The sequence below is a fragment of the Neobacillus camarae genome (genome assembly GCF_054950115.1).
On sequence record NZ_JBUCKX010000003.1, the window covers coordinates 215,322 to 231,366 of the forward strand.

The following is a 16,045-nucleotide window of genomic DNA, read 5'->3' on the forward strand; positions in this document are numbered from 1 at the left end:
TATAATGAGGAAATAAAAAAAGCACATGAAGTGCTTTCACTTGACCGTTTACTATTTCAAAGATATGAAGAGCAGGCAATGCTGTCTACTTCTACAAACGGGTATGATGGAGGCATTTTATCAGTCGTATGTTGTTAGCTGCCCATTCTAAACGCACATCAGATTTCTTTCTTATAAGTACTAATTTAATTCAATCAATTCATATTTTCCGTGATCATCTTCTCAACAATGACACAATTAATCCATTTTCCATTTAAATTCCCGTGTTTTTCATAAATACCTACCTCTCGGAAACCGCAAGACTCACACAATTTTCGGCTTGCATGATTAAAATCAAATATTCTTGACACCAATTTCCAATAGCCTTTTTCTTTGGCATCCTCTATTAAAGCATAAAGCAATAATTTACCAATACCCTTCTTTTGATAGGCATTATCGATATACACTGAGGTTTCTCCAATACCACTATAACATGGTCGTGATCGATATTCTGAGGCATAAGAGAAACCAACTACGTTATCGTCCACTATTGCTACAACAGATGGAAAGGTTTGGTGCTCTTCCAGCCATCTTTGGCGATCTTCTACACTGCGAAGGTCAGTCTCAAAAGTTGACTTCCCTGATAGTATCCCCTGATTGTAGATTTCCGCAATCCGTTTGGCATCAGTTGGAGCAGCATGCCGAATTAATACATTCATTTGATATACCCCTTTCAATGTGATGTAAAGCATATAGGTGCCCATTGGTAAAACGAAAAAAGGCTGTCAAAGCAATAGAAATAAAACGATTGAACCAATAGTTGATAGATAAGTTTTTTTATTCGAATTGGTTTCATATTTAATTCAACTTAATTTTATCATTATTAATTCAAAAAGTTCCTCGAACATTATCTTTTATCAAATTATTGGTAATCATTGATTGTGCTTGGAGGGAAAAACTAAACTATCACGACAATCGCTGAAATGAGTCATTCGAATGGGGTAGATTCTACCCAAATTCGTTTTAATAAGCTAATTATTTAAGGAGTCGTTTCACATGAAATACCCAGTTATTTTACTCGGGGCAATGCTTGGATGTTTTTTTTCTTTTCATACGGCCCAGGCAAGTCTTTCATTAAAAACAGAGGATGTTTCTTCCATACAAGTGAGTCGATTATCTGGGGGATCACGTGTCTTTAGAGAAAACGATGGGTATGAAGAGCCCGTTGTCAGAAAGGTTGTAGAATGGCTCAACACGGCAAACCCTATAAACGCAGCAACAGATTTGCATCAACCAAAAGCACCGACTGCCGTATTAAAAATAAACATGAAAAACGGGGACGTTCTAACGGTAGAGCCAGCCTACCACTGTACTGATCAAAACAAATCCAAAACTTGTACGCTGGCAGACGGAGAAGTCCTTGTTATCCACAATAATCAAAGCGATCAATTAAAATCAACTGAGCTCTTCGATTGGCTCCTGGCAGGATGGAAATATGAAAATGTGGAACCACCGAAAGATTCGGATGAATTAATCATTAGGGACATATTAATGGTTATGTTAGATGACGAAATCGAAAAGGCGGTTGACCAATATTACTCGGCCTATTTAATATCTCCACCCACGGTTTATCTGTATATGGTTGAAAATGTCCATGTAAAAAGGATTGGCGGATTCCGCAGGTTTCATTTTTTAATTACATTGGAAACCACACCAGTCGTTGGAGCACATAATCCGGTTGGAAAAGATAGATTGACATTTGAGATTGCCCCACCGATTCCTGGTAAAATTAAGTTAAAGAAATATGAGCATCTTGAAACTCATGAGCTTCCGCCACATTTGCAAAACATATTGAAACCACGCTAACTGGGTGGTCTTCCTATCAACTCGGACCAGCCTGTTTAAACGTAACTGTCTTAGCCAGATACTTTTTTCCATCCCAAATATATTGAATCCTTAGATGCCCAAGAATCCCGCCCAGAACCCAATCATCCCTTACCACATAGGCGCCAACGATTCCGGTTAGGTTTCCATGATCTATAGAGTACTCTATTGACTCCACGTTGAAATAAGGTCTACGGGGATTCACATATGGATATTTGGAAACATCCATTGTATGTTTCTTTTTATCAGCACGAATGGTCACAACTCTACCTTGCTGCTCTATTTTGGCCAAACGATCCAGAGATGTTCTTACCTGTTCAATCGTTGCTTCCTTAAAGACCAGATCGTGCAGCTGATTGAGAATATGAATATCTTTTATCGGATTCCCCAACCCAGCTTTGTCATTATTTAAAATGACAATGATGTCATTCTGTTGGTCACCACTAACCATCTGCATAATATAAAGCGGAATCATATTTACCATGGTGCCAATCCGGGAAATAATAAAGCATCCCCTGCCCTTGCTCGCCGACCTGAACCGTGAAGTTCTCATAGTCCATCCAGGTGATTTTATCTGCCAATAAATAAATCCTCATTTCCGCTCTGTCGAGTGGCGTGCTCGTTAAGACCACGCGATCGGTTGCATAAATTCTTTCATATGGGATTATCAACCAAATTATTAAGCAAATAGCACAAATTTTTATCATTATCTTATACACTCCTCCCGCTTATCGTCTCCATCGCGAGGGATAAAAAAGCTTCATTTACAAAAAAAAACATCTCAAACACCGAGGCAGCGTCTTTATTCATTCTATAAATTGATAAATTCATTTTCATAGTTAACTTTCTTTTGCTGTTTTTATCTTATTCGTTAAATATCCCAACCCAACGACAAGAATTGTAACAGCTGTCGGAATGAGTAAATGTAAATTCTGTGGGAGAATATACGCAAATTTCGGTTCTCCCACCATCATTTCCCCTGCTGTCCAAGCTAATATGCCAGCACCGGCATAAGAGATAATGGGATACTTTTCCATAGCTACTAATATTAATTGACTGCCAAAAACCACTAGAGGAATACTAACCGTCACTCCTATAATGATGCCGGCAATGTTTCCATCAACCGCACCAGCAATAGCTAGTACATTATCAAGGGACATGATGGCATCAGCCGTAATAATGGTTTTCACAGCGGAAATTAAACTTGAACCTCCTTCTCGATGATCGTCATCCTCATCACCCACAAGAAGTTTTATCGCAATATAAACGAGAAGAAGGCCGCCTGCAAAGGTTACGAAAGGTAAACGGAGCAGATAAACAATGGCTAGTGCAAATAGCAAACGCAGAATAACAGCTCCAAATGTTCCCCAAAAGATGGCTTTCTTTTGAAGCTTCTTTGGAACATTGCGTGATGCCATTGCGATGACAACGGCGTTATCCCCACTTAATACGATATTGATGAAAATAACCTCCAAAAGAACCGAAAAAGACAATTCAAAAATCTCCAAGATCCTCACCTCATGGATAAGCTAACTAAGTCATTATATTAATCCGAGGTTTAAAAAAGACCCGATTTGTGGCAAGTGAATACTCATGTCCTTTGAAGGAAATTACTGAGGAAAAATTTTAGTTCGGTCTCCATCAATTCCCTACCTAAAAGAAGTGGATATGGTGGAAAAGCAGCATTTCTTAGCGGGGTGGTAAGGTGAACAAAGGCAGCTAACCGCCGCAGAGATTACACGCCTATACTCCAATATTCAAACAAACCATTTGAGTACAGCCGTTTCACTGGTTTTGGTCAAGTTACACAATTAAAAGTGGTCCTAGAGTATTTTTTTAGGGGAAAAGAAATCTCAAAGAAACAAATTGAGGTGTTTAGTATACTTCCAGCAAAATGATCTCCCTGCACCTGTCACCTGGGATGCCCAAGCCCAAGACACAACGGAATCTCCTTTTTCCGATAATTTAATGATGTATCAAATTACCATGATGAAAGCATCTGGGATGAGAAACTATGGAACGGCACTTGCCGCCTACCCAAGACTTGACATCATTGCTGATTATGTTCAATTACGGGGAGGGGGGGGGGGGGGGGGGGGGGGGGGGGGGGGGGGGGGGGGGGGGGGGGGGGGGGGGGGGGGGGGGGGGGGGGGGGGGGGGGGGGGGGGGGGGGGGGGGGGGGGGGGGGGGGGGGGGGGGGGGGGGGGGGGGGGGGGGGGGGGGGGGGGGGGGGGGGAAAACACGGTTAAATCTCCAAATCAAGCATGCGTGGCTGGCTGAAAGACCACCTCACAGCTGACAGAGATCAGTTGGAAATAGAGAAAGTTATAGTTACATATTTATAACTATTCATAAGTAGGAAATATGCAAGTTTTTATCCATTTCAGGCATATTTTCTGCTTTTAAATTTTTAAAAGATTCAGTAAAATTATTATGTAAATTATTTGAAGGGAGTTTCCCCATGAAATGGATAAAACTTACGATTAGAGGTTTTCTGATTGAACCTTTGTGGTTCAAAATCCTTATTTCCGTATCTTTGCTTACTTCCATTATTTTAAGCAATTCGATTTTTTCAGAACATGCTTATTTGCAAAGCGGATCTAAATTAGCCGCCGCCCTATTCTTTTTTGCATATGGTATTAGATTCAGAAAGAATTATAGAACGGCTGTAGCCTTTTTTGCTTGTACGGTTTTGTGTATTTACCTTTCCATCCAGTCCATCTTATAGAGATAATTGGATACCTCGATTAAATTCTGATCAGGATCCCTGAAATAAATGGAATCAATTGGACCTAAGGCACCTGTTCGTTTTACCGGTCCCTCCAAGATGTGAATTTCATGCTTATTTAAATGGTTGATCACATCAGGAAGAGGTTCTTTTGTAACAAAACATAAGTCTGCAGAACCAGGGGTCGGTTTGTATGCTTTCGGTTCAAATTCCCGGCCTGCCTGGTGGAGGTTTATTTTTTGATGGCCGAACTTCAGGGCCTTTCTGCCTTCGCCAAACGTAACTATTTCCATTCCCAAAGCCATCTGATAAAATTCACATGTGACATCTATATCTTTGACAGTTAGAACGAAATGGTCCAATCCTTCTACCCTCATGGAAAATCAGCTCCTTTCATCATCACTTAGGATTTTTACTGTTGAACATTCTCTAAGAAAAACTATATAATCGTTTGAAATGCTTTTCTCACCCATTTGGTGAAGCATAGCAGATACGTTTCCACGATGATAGGTTCCGTGATTTACAAGGTGCCTTAGAATCTCTTGAATCTCGTTTTGGAATACTTCCCCTTTTGTATTCTTGTATACAAAGGCTCCCTCTTTAGTACCTAATTGTTTAAACAGTTCTTGATTGATTTCAAAATATGAAATCGCTTGTAGGGGGGTTTCAAACGTGACCTCTTCAAAGTCAGGACTCTCTTCCCCTGCCATTCTTTTTAACCATATTGTATCGACCTTATAGATATGTTCAAATGTATCGGCCACAGACGGAAAAATGCTTTTTACCTCTTTTGTAAAAACATCGTTATTTAATTGATTAATATGTTCCAACAATCTCACGTTTGCCCATTGGTGATAATTGATCTCGGTTTCAAAAGTTCCAGACATTTGGCTTTCTCCTCTTTCTTCTATTTAATTAATATCAAAAAGCACTGTAGATAAATATCTCTCCCCTGTATCTGGGAGTACAACTACAATGGTTTTCCCTGCATTTTCGGCGCGTTTAGCTAACTGCAGCGAAGCGTACAGGGCAGCCCAGATGATATACCAGTAATTCCCCCTTCAGTACTGGCTAGTGTTCTTGCCGTTTCAACAGCCTGTTCCATGTTTACTTGATAGACTTCATCTACTATGGTTTGGTCAAGAACCTCTGGTATAAATCCGCCCCTATACCCTGTAATTGGTGCGGACCTTTTTTTCCCCTGATAGAACAGGAGATTCCTCAGGCTCCACACCAATAATCTTAATATTGGGGTTTTTTGTCTTTTAGGAATTGGCCCACTCCTGTAATGGTGCCCCCAGTCCCGATGCCAGCAACAAATAAATCAATCTCTCCATCTGTATCTGTCCTGATTTCTTGTGCTGTGGATTTTCGATGTATATCTGGATTCGCGGAATTCAAGAATTGTTGAGGGATAAAGGAATTTTCATAGTTGGAAGCGAGATCTTCGGCACGTCTAATGGCGCCCAGCATCCCTTCGCTACCTGGCGTAAGAACCAATTCGGCACCTAGCTGCTGAAGCAATTTCCTTCTTTCTATACTAAATGTTTCTGGCAGAGTGATGATCAATTTATACCCCAATGCCGCGCAGGTCAGCGCTAACCCGATACCCGTATTTCCGCTTGTTGGCTCGATCAGGACCGTATCCTTATTGATGAGTCCGTCCACCTCAGCTTTCTTTATCATGGCGTATCCAATCCGGTCCTTTACACTTCCACCCGGATTTAAATATTCTAATTTTGCTATGATTCTTGTGTTGTGAATCTCGTTTTTTAATGCGAAATGATTCAGTTCCAATAAAGGAGTCTTACCAATCAGTTCAGTTAGATTTTGGGCAATTTTCATAAACATTTACTCCCTTAGCGATTTTGTTTTACCAACCATTCCTTAATAATGATTGAAGAACTCCCGCTTAAGACTAAGGGGTCTAAGCTTGCAAGTTTTGTTGCTTGTTCCAGCGACTGTTCGGTCATGATATAGGCACCACCTGTTTCGTCACTAAAAGGCCCATACATTTCTAGTTGATGATTTGCTTTTAATTGATTTAGAAAGTCATAGTGTGGTTGAATATACTCAGTATTAAATTTTTCCGTTCTGTTTGTTATTACTAAATATTTCTTCATGGATCATCCACCCGTTTTCTATTTTCTTCGCAAATCCTGTTATGATACAGGTATTCCTCTAAGTTGTTTTAATAGTACCTGTTCGTTTTCTTCCGCATCCTCTGGATGAAAGACATGTGATGACTTTTCTGCCCAATGCAATTTTTTCTGGGGGGCTTCCAGTTGGTCAAAATACGATTGAATGAATTCCGGCATGATATGCTTTTCTTTTCTTCCGTGGATAAATAATACTGGGACGTTTACTATGGGTATTTGAAGGAAAAAATTCACATTGTTAAAATCTTGCACCATTTGCTCGGTATACGCCAGCTTAAAACCTCTGACCATAGAATTATAGACATCGAGAAAAGTATAATCGGGGGATTTTAACATGACATTCGTTGATTTAAACAAAGTAGGTGCTTTCTTATCTCCCGTTTCGTACACCATCGATTTGTATTTAAGTAACCATTTTCGGATCACTGTCCATGTTGCAGCCTGTTCAAAAGGCGGCTCTCCCACATTCGTCAAATCCTTGATCGCTTTTTGATCATTCGCTTCTCTTGCCTTTTCCATCACCCAACGGTAACATAACTTTTCATTTTCGATCCAGTTGGTTACTTGAGAAAATCCTGTATAAGAGTGAAATTTTTCTGGATATTGATTAATTAACGACAAACCAATTATGGTTCCCCAGGAATGAGCAATTAAATGTACTTTTTGTTGATTAAATCGTTCTAGCAAAATATCAATTATTTCATTGGCATCTTGTATAAATTGATTTAAATTCATGGTCTCTTTGGGAATTTCCTTTGAATAGGATTTCCCTGTTCCGCGCTGGTCCCAATAAACTAAGGTGTACTGGTTCACCAACTGTTTAGTGTTCGTAAATAATGCATAATCTTTGCCGCGGTTCGACACACCAGGGATTGGCATGCTAGGACCGCCATGCAGAAAGAACAGGATTGGATTTTTAATATTTTGCGTTTGAATCAGGATGGTTTGCTGGATGCCGCCCACCATCACGGTATCCATTTGACTAAACCCGCCTTTTGCTATTGTAAAATCTGGTTTCCCTGAGAAAATCTTCACCTTATCCACCTCATTTTTATTTACCTTCAGAATACTTGGTTTCATCGCTTAACGGCTTCCCAAAAGAACACAATATGGTTCGCAATTTTCGCCTCCACTTCCTTTGTGTCCATCTCATAAAATTTTAGCATGTTGTATTCGGTTATCATGGTAAAAACAGGATATTGATATTCCACGGCAAGGGTTTTAGGGTTAAATGTCTTTATTTTGTTTTGTTCAATCATTTTGCTAAAAGCCTTTTCCAAAAAACGGATGGTTCTTCCTAAAATATCCGTAAGATAAATATCCCTGGCCTTTGGCTCACGGTATTGCTCAATATAAATAATCCGCCATATTTTCTGCATGGTTGGTTGATTGATGTGCTTCATGAAGTTGGAAACTCCCTTTTCCAGAAACTCCATAGGCGTCATGGTTTTGATAATATAATCCAGATGCTCTTCAGGAGGTAAAATTTTTAAGACATCCTCCCTAAAATTAAGAAAGATGATTTCCAGTATTTCTTCTTTATTTTTAAAATGTTTATAAAGTGAGCTTTCTTTAATTCCTACTTGCTTCGTAATATCACGAATGGATGCACCGGTATACCCTTTTTTCGAAAAGAAATCCATGGCTATATCAAGTATTTTGTTTTTTGTGCTGCTTTGTATGATCTGTAAGTTACGATCTAAGTAGTTTATTTCTTGATTCAGCTGTTCCAAGTGATTCACCTCAGGTTCATTATCATGATTCTTGTTGGATGGTATAAAAGGTTAAACTTTTCGATTAACGACAGTTTCCCCTCATTTCTTCTTGGTTTGTCGTTAAGATGCATAATCAGGCTAACGAACGTTATCACCCCTTCGAAGCAATATTAAGCTAACAACTGTTTTCCTGTCAAGGATATTTTTACCAATAATTTCGATGTTCCATGATTTATTTTTCCTTCAATGGGATGGAGCTGCGCGTGACAAACTGTTGCCTCCATTCGTTTTTCTTATTAATCCTAGTCTAATGAGTGATTCTTACAGAAAATTAACAGATTACTACTTTTTTCTTACACATTTTTATCCCCTAGTAACAACATATTTCCAATCAAAGATTGATGTTTTTTATCCTTCTGGCATAACCTAAGTTGCTAAAAGAAAACACCCAGCCAAAATACAATGCTAAGTGCCCCAAAAACAAAAAAACTCCGGCCACATATTGAAGGCGGAGGAAAAATATTGTATGCAAGCTAAAAAATTTTTGTTAATAAATCACTATCAATTTTATGGATTATTTGTTACCTGGAGCTGGATGATCGACTCCTTTAACATGGTGTCTGTGCCCATCGTTTTCAGTGGTAAAAAAGTCATAATAATGCACATGCATCCCATTCCCTATTGGGATGGCTGGCCCTGAATACGCCTTATAATAATGGGTATGACCGTTTTCGAACATGACATATCCTTCAGTATAATGCACATGATTACCATCTTGTGTCTGAATAGGCGGCGAGGTGACATCTAAGCACTGATGAACATGTCCCGCATCCACTGAGGTATAGTCGACAGAGCCATGAGTATGATGGGGCACAAAACCATTCACAAAATCATCTTTCCCGACTTTCGCCATTTATGCACTCTCCTTTACCGTTGTTCACCCATCTGTTTTGCTTTCAACCTTTCTTCTAAAATATGAATCATATATAAGAAATGGTCAGCTTCCCGTACAACATGGTCTGCTAATAAAGGATTAATCACGTTCCTAATCTGACAAGACTTGATTAGATCTAAACCGGTTTGCTTAAAGGCCCGGATTTCTTGAGCAGCATTTTCACTGTCTTTATTCATTTTTCCGATAATAGGATAAGTAGGCTGTTTTTGAAACAACATGGACTCTACATCTCGAGCTTGATTCAAAAGAACTTCAAAATCATCGCCAAATTTAAGTGCAGTCCTGACTAAATTCCTTTCTGATTGGTCAAGCAATGAAGCGATAAAACGGGAGTGCTCCATCATAATCCGCAGCCAAAATACATTTTCATTTATAATGGCATCCTGGATTGGCTCCAAAATTCCCTGATTAAACTTCATTAGTGTCCTCATAAAATATTCTGCTTCCCGTGCAATATGGTCCACTAACAAAGGAAAATTAAATCCACTTATCTTGCAATTAATAATCATAATAAGTAAGTTTCTTTTAAAATTACGAAAACCATGGACCAACTCGATACTTTCTTCATTTAATTTCCTTACCAAGGTGACATTGTTTGGTACTTGGTAGGCCTTTTTCTCCTGCTGTTCAAAGTAATAATGGAATCTGTCGGTTTGCTGGATTAGTTGGGTATCTTTTCGATTAAACCCTTCTCCCAAAAATAAGGCATGCTCTTTCATAATTCTGAGCCAAAACCTATTTTCAGTCAGTGAACGATCAACAAATAACTGTTCCGTAAGTGACTCCGGTTTCGCAGCAAATGATTCAGGAGCAACGAGCATCTGATTAAACTGATCCATGCTAACATGACCAGGTATTTGAGGTTGATTCTGGATGGTATCTCCCCCTTTGATGCAACTTTATTACTAATCATATTAAAAAAAAATAAAATTATGTCTTTCCTTCCATAGACTAGCATAAATTAATAAATTGGCCTCTAGGACATGTCATAGAAAATGGAAGGTACAGGCCCTTACAAGGCTTGACTTTAGAATAAAAGCATAAAACCTGCAAACATGGAAAAAATACAAAAAAAATACCAAAGGAGACAAATTATGAAGAGAACCATTGCAGATTCACTTGTTGAAGCATTGATAAATGCAGGTGTGAAAAGAATTTATGGTATCGTAGGAGACTCACTGAACGCGGTTCTCGATTCCATTCGGCGTTCAAAGGAAATTGAGTGGATTCATGTTCGCCATGAAGAGGTTGCAGCCTTTGCGGCAGGTGCCGATGCCGACATGAGCGGCAGTATTGCTGTGTGCGCCGGAAGCAGTGGCCCTGGCAATATGCACCTCATCAATGGCTTGTACGACTGTCATCGCAACCGGGTGCCTGTGCTTGCCATTGCAGCGCACATTCCTAGTTTCGAAATCGGTACCAATTTTTTTCAAGAAACACGCCCCGATCATCTATTTAAGGACTGCAGCTATTACTGCGAGGTTGTGACGACCTCTCACCAAATGCCCCGCTCCGTAGTCGTCGCCATGCAGAATGCCGTTTCGCGTAAAGGTGTGTCTGTTCTTGTTCTGCCTGGGGACGTTGCTGGTTTGGAAGCAGACGATACCCCTGTACCTAAACATGTCCTGCATGTGACAAAGCCGGTCATACGCCCTTCGGATGAGGAAATCAACCAGCTGGCGGATTATTTGAACCGCGGCAAGCGCATCACCCTGCTGTGCGGAGCCGGCTGTGCGGGCGCCCATGCGGAACTCTTGCAACTTTGCGAAAAACTGCAATCACCCATGGTCATTGCTTTGCGGGGGAAAGAACACCTAGAGTATGATAATCCATACTCTGTCGGACTTACAGGCCTAATCGGTTATGCCTCAGGATTTCATGCGGTTAAGGAATGCGATGTCCTGCTGATGCTTGGTACCGATTTTCCATACAGGCAATTCTATCCAAAAGATGCCACCATTTTGCAGGTCGACATTGAGCCGGGACATCTAGGCCGCCGAACCCACCTTACTTACGGACTGTGCGGTGATGTGAAAGCAACCATTGAAGCACTGCTTCCTTTCCTGACAGAATCACATGATGATGGCCACCTGAAAAAATTAACTGACCACTATCGCAAAGTGCGCGAAGATTTGGACGAGCTGGCTATCGGTAAACCGGGCCGGAAACCAATCCATCCTCAATATCTCACAAAAGTCGTCAGTGATCTGGCGAGTGAGGACGCGGTATTTACATGTGATGTCGGTACCCCGACACTTTGGGCTGCCCGATATCTGCAAATGAACGGTAAAAGGCGGTTATTGGGATCCTTTAATCATGGAACGATGGCAAACGCCCTGCCACAGGCAATCGGGGCACAACTTTCCCAGCCGGGACGCCAGGTGATATCGCTTTCGGGAGATGGAGGCCTTGCCATGTTGATGGGCGACCTTCTCACGCTAAGGCAGCATAAATTGCCGGTAAAGGTCGTCGTATTCAATAATGGTGCGCTCAGTTTCGTTGAGCTAGAAATGAAAGCAGCTGGCTTTCTTGAAACCGGCACCGGCCTTGATAACCCTAACTTTGCGTCGGTGGCGCAAGCAATAGGCATGGAAGGAATTCGCGTGGAGGACCCCGAAGAACTGGAGGAAGCAATTCAGCGAGCCCTACAACATGACGGACCGGTTCTCATTGATGTGGTTGTGAACCGCCAAGAGCTGGCCTTACCGCCAAAAATCACCTTTGAACAGGCGCATGGATTTAGCCTATGGATGATGAAAGCTGTTCTGAACGGAAACGGCAGCGAGCTCATTGACCTTGCCAAAACGAACCTTTTCCGCTGATATGCTAGCAGTGCAAAAATATAAATTATTTAAAAAAACTAATCGGATTGAGTTTCCGATTAGTTTTTTCTTTATTTATTGGTTAGCTTTTTTTACCCACTCCGCAACTGTCACAGTGCGTTTTGCTTGATGTTTTACTGCTGCTTCCGCTTGTGCTGCATCTTTCATCTTTCCATCTTCCCCAACTGTCACACTGGTACCATAAGGATTTCCCCCTGCAGCAAATAATACTGGATCTGTATAACCTGGCGGTGCAATGATGGCCCCCCAATGCATCATGGAAGTATATAGTGCCGAAATAGTTGCCTCTTGTCCACCATGCGGGTTTTGTGCAGATGTCATGGCACTCACTACTTTATTGACCGTTTTCCCTGTTGCCCACGATCCTCCTTGTGTATCAAGAAACTGCTTCATTTGTGAAGCAATGTTACCAAACCGGGTCGGGCAACTAAATATAATGGCATCTGCCCATTCGATATCATTCGATGTAACCACCGGAATGTCCTTTATAGATTCCGTTGTCCTTTTCCAAACTTCATTTCCTTGGACAACTGATTCCGGTGCTAATTCCTGGACTTTTAATAACTTAACTTCAGCCCCGGTTTCTTTTGCACCTTCTTCAGCCCACTTAGCCAATTGTACATTTGTGCCACCCATGCTGTAAAAAATCACCGCTAATTTTACATTCGTTATTTTTTTATCTTCCTTTTCTGGTGAACCAAATAGTCTGGAAAGCCAACCCAAATAAATCACCACCCTTCCACTCTTGGATTTTACAATTATTATTCCTATTTTCGCTTACCAAATTCATTTAAATCTAAATCGTCAAATATTTTTTAATGTTTGAGCCCTTCTATACGGATCTGCACCGGTGCTTTCATATTTTTGGGTTTTATAAAATTTTGGACAATCAAATTTTGGAATTTTTACTCCGCTTAATAAAAAAAGATTCGGTTAAGTACCGAATCTTTTTTGAAGGGGGTTTGGTTAAAAGGGTTGCCAATTGTCCTAGTTTGCAGAATTTATAGTACCCCTTAATTATGAATATCATATGAACAAAGTATAACCATACCATTAATTATTCCAAAATAATATTTTTCTTTAACTTAGTGACTAATTTTTAAAGTAAGGGTTCAAGTGAATAAGAACCTCTTCAATATTATCATGGTTTTTCATTAACTCACGTTTGATTTTCCTCGTAAGGTCATGACCCTCTTTGATTGTTTTCCTGTGATCGATTGAAATTCTGAGGTCCACTAATACATAGTGGCCATGTTCCCGTGCCCTAATCCTATCGATACGTTTAACGTCCGGAAATGTTGAAATAATTGAACGATAGTCCATCATGATTTGAGAATCTATATTCCTTTCAAGCAAAATATCAAAGGATTCTTTCAGCATTTCAACAGCTATTTTAAAAATTAAAATGGCAACGATTATACTAGCTATTTTATCGCTGAACAAAAAAACATGTACATTAAGTTTGTCTCCAATAATGGATAAAATTACTCCAGCTGCAGCCGCAATGGACGCTACAATATCTGCTTTATGGTCATAAGCAATGGCCTCAATCGCTTTACTATTATGCACCTTGGCTGCCCTTAAAGAGTACCGAAATAGAAGTTCTTTCAAACCATAGGACACAATCGCCACCCACATCGCAAGAATATTTGGTGTAGCAATAGGATGGAAGAACCCAACCATTCCCTCATAGACTAGGTAAAGAGGTATGATTAGTAATATGATTCCAACCATTCCTGAAACAATGATTTCTGCTTTTCCGTGGCCATAAGGATGCTCTTGGTCTGCAGGTTTATTCGCGATTTTTATAACCAATAGTACAATAACTGAAGCAAAGACATCGGCAGCTGAATGAATTCCGTCAGCAAATACAGCGTTACTATTACCGTAAAAGCCGACAATTAATTTTCCAAATGTTAGTAGCAAATTACTTATTACGCTTATCCAAGCAACTTTTTTTGCAAGTGATTCTCTGGTCCCCATAATTACCTCCTAAAAAAGACACGTTTGTATCGTATCAAATGGGAAATGAGTGGGTCTAGAGAAAAATTATTGGAATTAGCTATTAGTTTATCGTTTATAAAACAGTTTAATAGAGAGCTAACAAATTTGCGTTTAGGAAAAAACGGCATTCCCAAAACAAAAAGGTCAAATCAGGATATATAAGCCGCCTCTATATAAAGAACCTGTTGGCCATTTATGGTTGGCAGCGGTCATAACCATTCTCTTATTCCTCCTCATATTGTTTTGAACAAATTTAGTAGGATTTTGGAGAATTAAAAATATACAATTAAATCACAAGAAAATTCCTGTTTTACGGATGAAACAAATATTTTGTTTTTTTTAAATAATTCCATGTTTGTCCTTTTCAAATTTTAAAGAATTGCATAACATGTACTATCTAAATAAAAAGGGGGTGACACACTATGACATACGGATATGGTAATTCCTTTGTTTTAATCGTTGTTCTGTTCATCCTCCTAATTATAGTGGGAACATCCTTTATGGGCTCATACTAATCTTTAACGATATGTAGGTTAGCCGCCTAACCAAAGTAAAAGCCTCCTGATCGGTCTTGTCTTGAAGCGTGAACACGCTTCTTTTTTTATTATGTTTGCGCTCTTGGCTATTGCTATATTATTTGGATAAATTATAATTGTGATTTTCCCATGCGCTTAATTAATTCAATGAGTTGCCTGTCTTTACAAAAGAGTTTGTTCATTTTTTTTTGAACAACACATGAAGCCACTAGGACAAGTTATAAACATAAATAATCATTACTTTTTTTGAAAATTGGTCATTTTAATTAGGATTAGCACCCTCCCCTCTTTCTGTTATGTGCATACAATGTATTGACAAATGGAAAGGAGTGGTAAAAAATGTCTGATGGTGCACACGGTTCTAGTTTTGCTTTAATCGTTGTATTGTTCATCCTACTTATTATTGTAGGGACAGCTTTTGTCGGAGGTTTCTATTATTAATATTTAAATAAATCTTGTTAAAGGAGGATTTTACTATGGGCTTTTATGGTTGCGGCTTTGGCGGCGGCTTTGGTTACGGCGGCGGATTCTATGGCGGCAGTGCTTTTGTGTTGATCGTAGTATTGTTTATTCTGTTAATCATCGTAGGAACTTCTTTCTATTAATCCAGCATTTAACGGCAGTTGAAGGTGTTCCTCTTTTAGGTTACTGGCAGTATTGTCATTCTCCTTACTTTCAAAGGAGTTTTTTCCAAAAATAAAAATTGAGCCAATCGACCATTGTCGATTGGCTCTTTTTTAAGGATTTTTTATATCATGTAAATGGATTTATGCAGCTTTTTTTACGTTATTTGATTCTTTCTGGTTCTGGTTAAATAGTTGATGAATGGACAATAACTTGCTGCCGTTCATTGTAAGATAGACAGCTATGACTAAAAATGCAAGGTCCAGTTCATATCCTGCCATCTGTCCATTACCTAATAAACCAACAGAAAGTTTTACTTTTAGGATAGCACCAATCATTAACAATACATACAAAGCAGATACATATCTAGTAGCGAAACCAATAATTAACGCCACGCCACCGATGATTTCAAGTAAGGCAACCGCATATGCCATAAAACCAGGTATTCCAATGCTGCTGAACCAGCCAACGGTATTCTCAATTCCACCCTGAAACTTTACAATCCCATGTATTAAAAATAATGCGCCTAATGTTAATCGTAAAATCAATGCTCCGATATCGTTTTTAAATTCAAAGTTATTCTCCCTTATGATGATTTTATTTCAAAATTAATTATTA

Annotated in this window: 20 protein-coding genes and 1 pseudogene; 6 read left to right on the forward strand and 15 right to left on the reverse strand. The window is 39.6% G+C overall.

The genetic code is table 11. The features are described from left to right. Positions 1-194: 194 nt before the first annotated feature. Positions 195-698 carry an arsinothricin resistance N-acetyltransferase ArsN1 family A gene (locus ACY8D0_RS16160; RefSeq protein ID WP_462411557.1) on the reverse strand — a complete coding sequence of 168 codons (504 nt, stop codon included), beginning with the start codon at positions 696-698 and terminating at the stop codon, positions 195-197. A 337-nt stretch (positions 699-1,035) separates the two neighbouring features. Here ACY8D0_RS16160 and ACY8D0_RS16165 point away from each other — a divergent pair, with 337 nt between their 5' ends. Continuing rightward, complete coding sequence (locus ACY8D0_RS16165) at positions 1,036-1,845, forward strand: DUF3888 domain-containing protein (protein WP_462411558.1); 810 nt, start codon at positions 1,036-1,038, stop codon at positions 1,843-1,845. A gap of 16 nt (positions 1,846-1,861) precedes the next feature. Here ACY8D0_RS16165 and ACY8D0_RS16170 read toward each other — a convergent pair whose 3' ends face one another. The 3 genes from ACY8D0_RS16170 to ACY8D0_RS16180 form a co-directional block, all read right to left on the reverse strand. After that, positions 1,862-2,347, reverse strand: coding sequence for a hypothetical protein (locus ACY8D0_RS16170; protein WP_462411559.1), 486 nt, complete (start codon positions 2,345-2,347; stop codon positions 1,862-1,864). Beyond that, on the reverse strand, positions 2,307-2,570 hold the full coding sequence (locus ACY8D0_RS16175; protein WP_462411560.1) for a hypothetical protein: 264 nt from the start codon (positions 2,568-2,570) through the stop codon (positions 2,307-2,309). The genes ACY8D0_RS16170 and ACY8D0_RS16175 overlap by 41 nt, the downstream gene beginning before the upstream one ends. A 132-nt stretch (positions 2,571-2,702) precedes the next feature. Then, the gene (locus ACY8D0_RS16180; protein WP_462412477.1) at positions 2,703-3,374 is read right to left on the reverse strand and encodes a TerC family protein; all 672 of its coding nucleotides are present in this window, start codon (positions 3,372-3,374) and stop codon (positions 2,703-2,705) included. 355 nt (positions 3,375-3,729) lie between these two features. Between ACY8D0_RS16180 and ACY8D0_RS16185 the strand changes: the two genes are divergently transcribed. Then, complete coding sequence (locus ACY8D0_RS16185; RefSeq protein ID WP_462411561.1) at positions 3,730-4,143, forward strand: DUF3231 family protein; 414 nt, start codon at positions 3,730-3,732, stop codon at positions 4,141-4,143. Positions 4,144-4,563: 420 nt separating this feature from the next. Here ACY8D0_RS16185 and ACY8D0_RS16190 read toward each other — a convergent pair whose 3' ends face one another. The 8 genes and pseudogenes from ACY8D0_RS16190 to ACY8D0_RS16225 all read right to left on the reverse strand — a co-directional run bounded on the left by ACY8D0_RS16190 (position 4,564) and on the right by ACY8D0_RS16225 (position 10,259). Beyond that, positions 4,564-4,968, reverse strand: coding sequence for a VOC family protein (locus ACY8D0_RS16190; protein WP_462411562.1), 405 nt, complete (start codon positions 4,966-4,968; stop codon positions 4,564-4,566). Between the two features lie 6 nt (positions 4,969-4,974). After that, positions 4,975-5,478, reverse strand: a complete 504-nt coding sequence (locus ACY8D0_RS16195; protein ID WP_462411563.1) for a DinB family protein — start codon at positions 5,476-5,478, stop codon at positions 4,975-4,977. Positions 5,479-5,502: 24 nt separating this feature from the next. After that, a pseudogene (gene cysK, locus ACY8D0_RS16200) lies at positions 5,503-6,436 on the reverse strand (cysteine synthase A). 14 nt (positions 6,437-6,450) lie between these two features. Continuing rightward, entirely contained in the window at positions 6,451-6,714 is a 264-nt protein-coding gene (locus ACY8D0_RS16205) for a YciI family protein (protein ID WP_462411564.1), read from the reverse strand. A gap of 39 nt (positions 6,715-6,753) precedes the next feature. Continuing rightward, positions 6,754-7,830 (reverse strand): alpha/beta fold hydrolase, encoded by a 1,077-nt coding sequence (locus ACY8D0_RS16210; protein ID WP_462411565.1) that lies wholly within the window; start codon positions 7,828-7,830, stop codon positions 6,754-6,756. Next, a complete protein-coding gene (locus ACY8D0_RS16215; RefSeq protein WP_462411566.1) occupies positions 7,827-8,483 on the reverse strand; it encodes a TetR/AcrR family transcriptional regulator in 657 nt (218 codons plus the stop codon). The genes ACY8D0_RS16210 and ACY8D0_RS16215 overlap by 4 nt, the downstream gene beginning before the upstream one ends. A 556-nt stretch (positions 8,484-9,039) precedes the next feature. Further along, a complete protein-coding gene (locus tag ACY8D0_RS16220) occupies positions 9,040-9,378 on the reverse strand; it encodes a YmaF family protein (RefSeq protein WP_462411567.1) in 339 nt (112 codons plus the stop codon). A gap of 14 nt (positions 9,379-9,392) precedes the next feature. Further along, positions 9,393-10,259 carry a DUF2935 domain-containing protein gene (locus tag ACY8D0_RS16225; RefSeq protein ID WP_462411568.1) on the reverse strand — a complete coding sequence of 289 codons (867 nt, stop codon included), beginning with the start codon at positions 10,257-10,259 and terminating at the stop codon, positions 9,393-9,395. A gap of 255 nt (positions 10,260-10,514) precedes the next feature. Between ACY8D0_RS16225 and poxB the strand changes: the two genes are divergently transcribed. Next, a complete protein-coding gene (poxB, locus tag ACY8D0_RS16230) occupies positions 10,515-12,242 on the forward strand; it encodes a ubiquinone-dependent pyruvate dehydrogenase (protein ID WP_462411569.1) in 1,728 nt (575 codons plus the stop codon). 75 nt (positions 12,243-12,317) lie between these two features. Here poxB and wrbA read toward each other — a convergent pair whose 3' ends face one another. Further along, entirely contained in the window at positions 12,318-12,935 is a 618-nt protein-coding gene (gene wrbA / locus ACY8D0_RS16235) for an NAD(P)H:quinone oxidoreductase type IV (protein WP_462412478.1), read from the reverse strand. A 420-nt stretch (positions 12,936-13,355) separates the two neighbouring features. Beyond that, a complete protein-coding gene (locus ACY8D0_RS16240) occupies positions 13,356-14,246 on the reverse strand; it encodes a cation diffusion facilitator family transporter (protein ID WP_462411570.1) in 891 nt (296 codons plus the stop codon). Positions 14,247-14,689: 443 nt separating this feature from the next. Between ACY8D0_RS16240 and ACY8D0_RS16245 the strand changes: the two genes are divergently transcribed. From ACY8D0_RS16245 to yjcZ, 3 genes are all read left to right on the forward strand, one after another. Beyond that, complete coding sequence (locus tag ACY8D0_RS16245; protein WP_462411571.1) at positions 14,690-14,782, forward strand: YjcZ family sporulation protein; 93 nt, start codon at positions 14,690-14,692, stop codon at positions 14,780-14,782. Between the two features lie 360 nt (positions 14,783-15,142). Beyond that, positions 15,143-15,244, forward strand: coding sequence for a YjcZ family sporulation protein (locus ACY8D0_RS16250; RefSeq protein WP_462411572.1), 102 nt, complete (start codon positions 15,143-15,145; stop codon positions 15,242-15,244). A 35-nt stretch (positions 15,245-15,279) separates the two neighbouring features. Then, positions 15,280-15,408, forward strand: a complete 129-nt coding sequence (yjcZ, locus tag ACY8D0_RS16255) for a sporulation protein YjcZ (RefSeq protein ID WP_462411573.1) — start codon at positions 15,280-15,282, stop codon at positions 15,406-15,408. A gap of 162 nt (positions 15,409-15,570) precedes the next feature. Here yjcZ and ACY8D0_RS16260 read toward each other — a convergent pair whose 3' ends face one another. Beyond that, positions 15,571-15,975 (reverse strand): DoxX family protein, encoded by a 405-nt coding sequence (locus ACY8D0_RS16260; RefSeq protein ID WP_462411574.1) that lies wholly within the window; start codon positions 15,973-15,975, stop codon positions 15,571-15,573. Positions 15,976-16,045 lie beyond the last annotated feature (70 nt).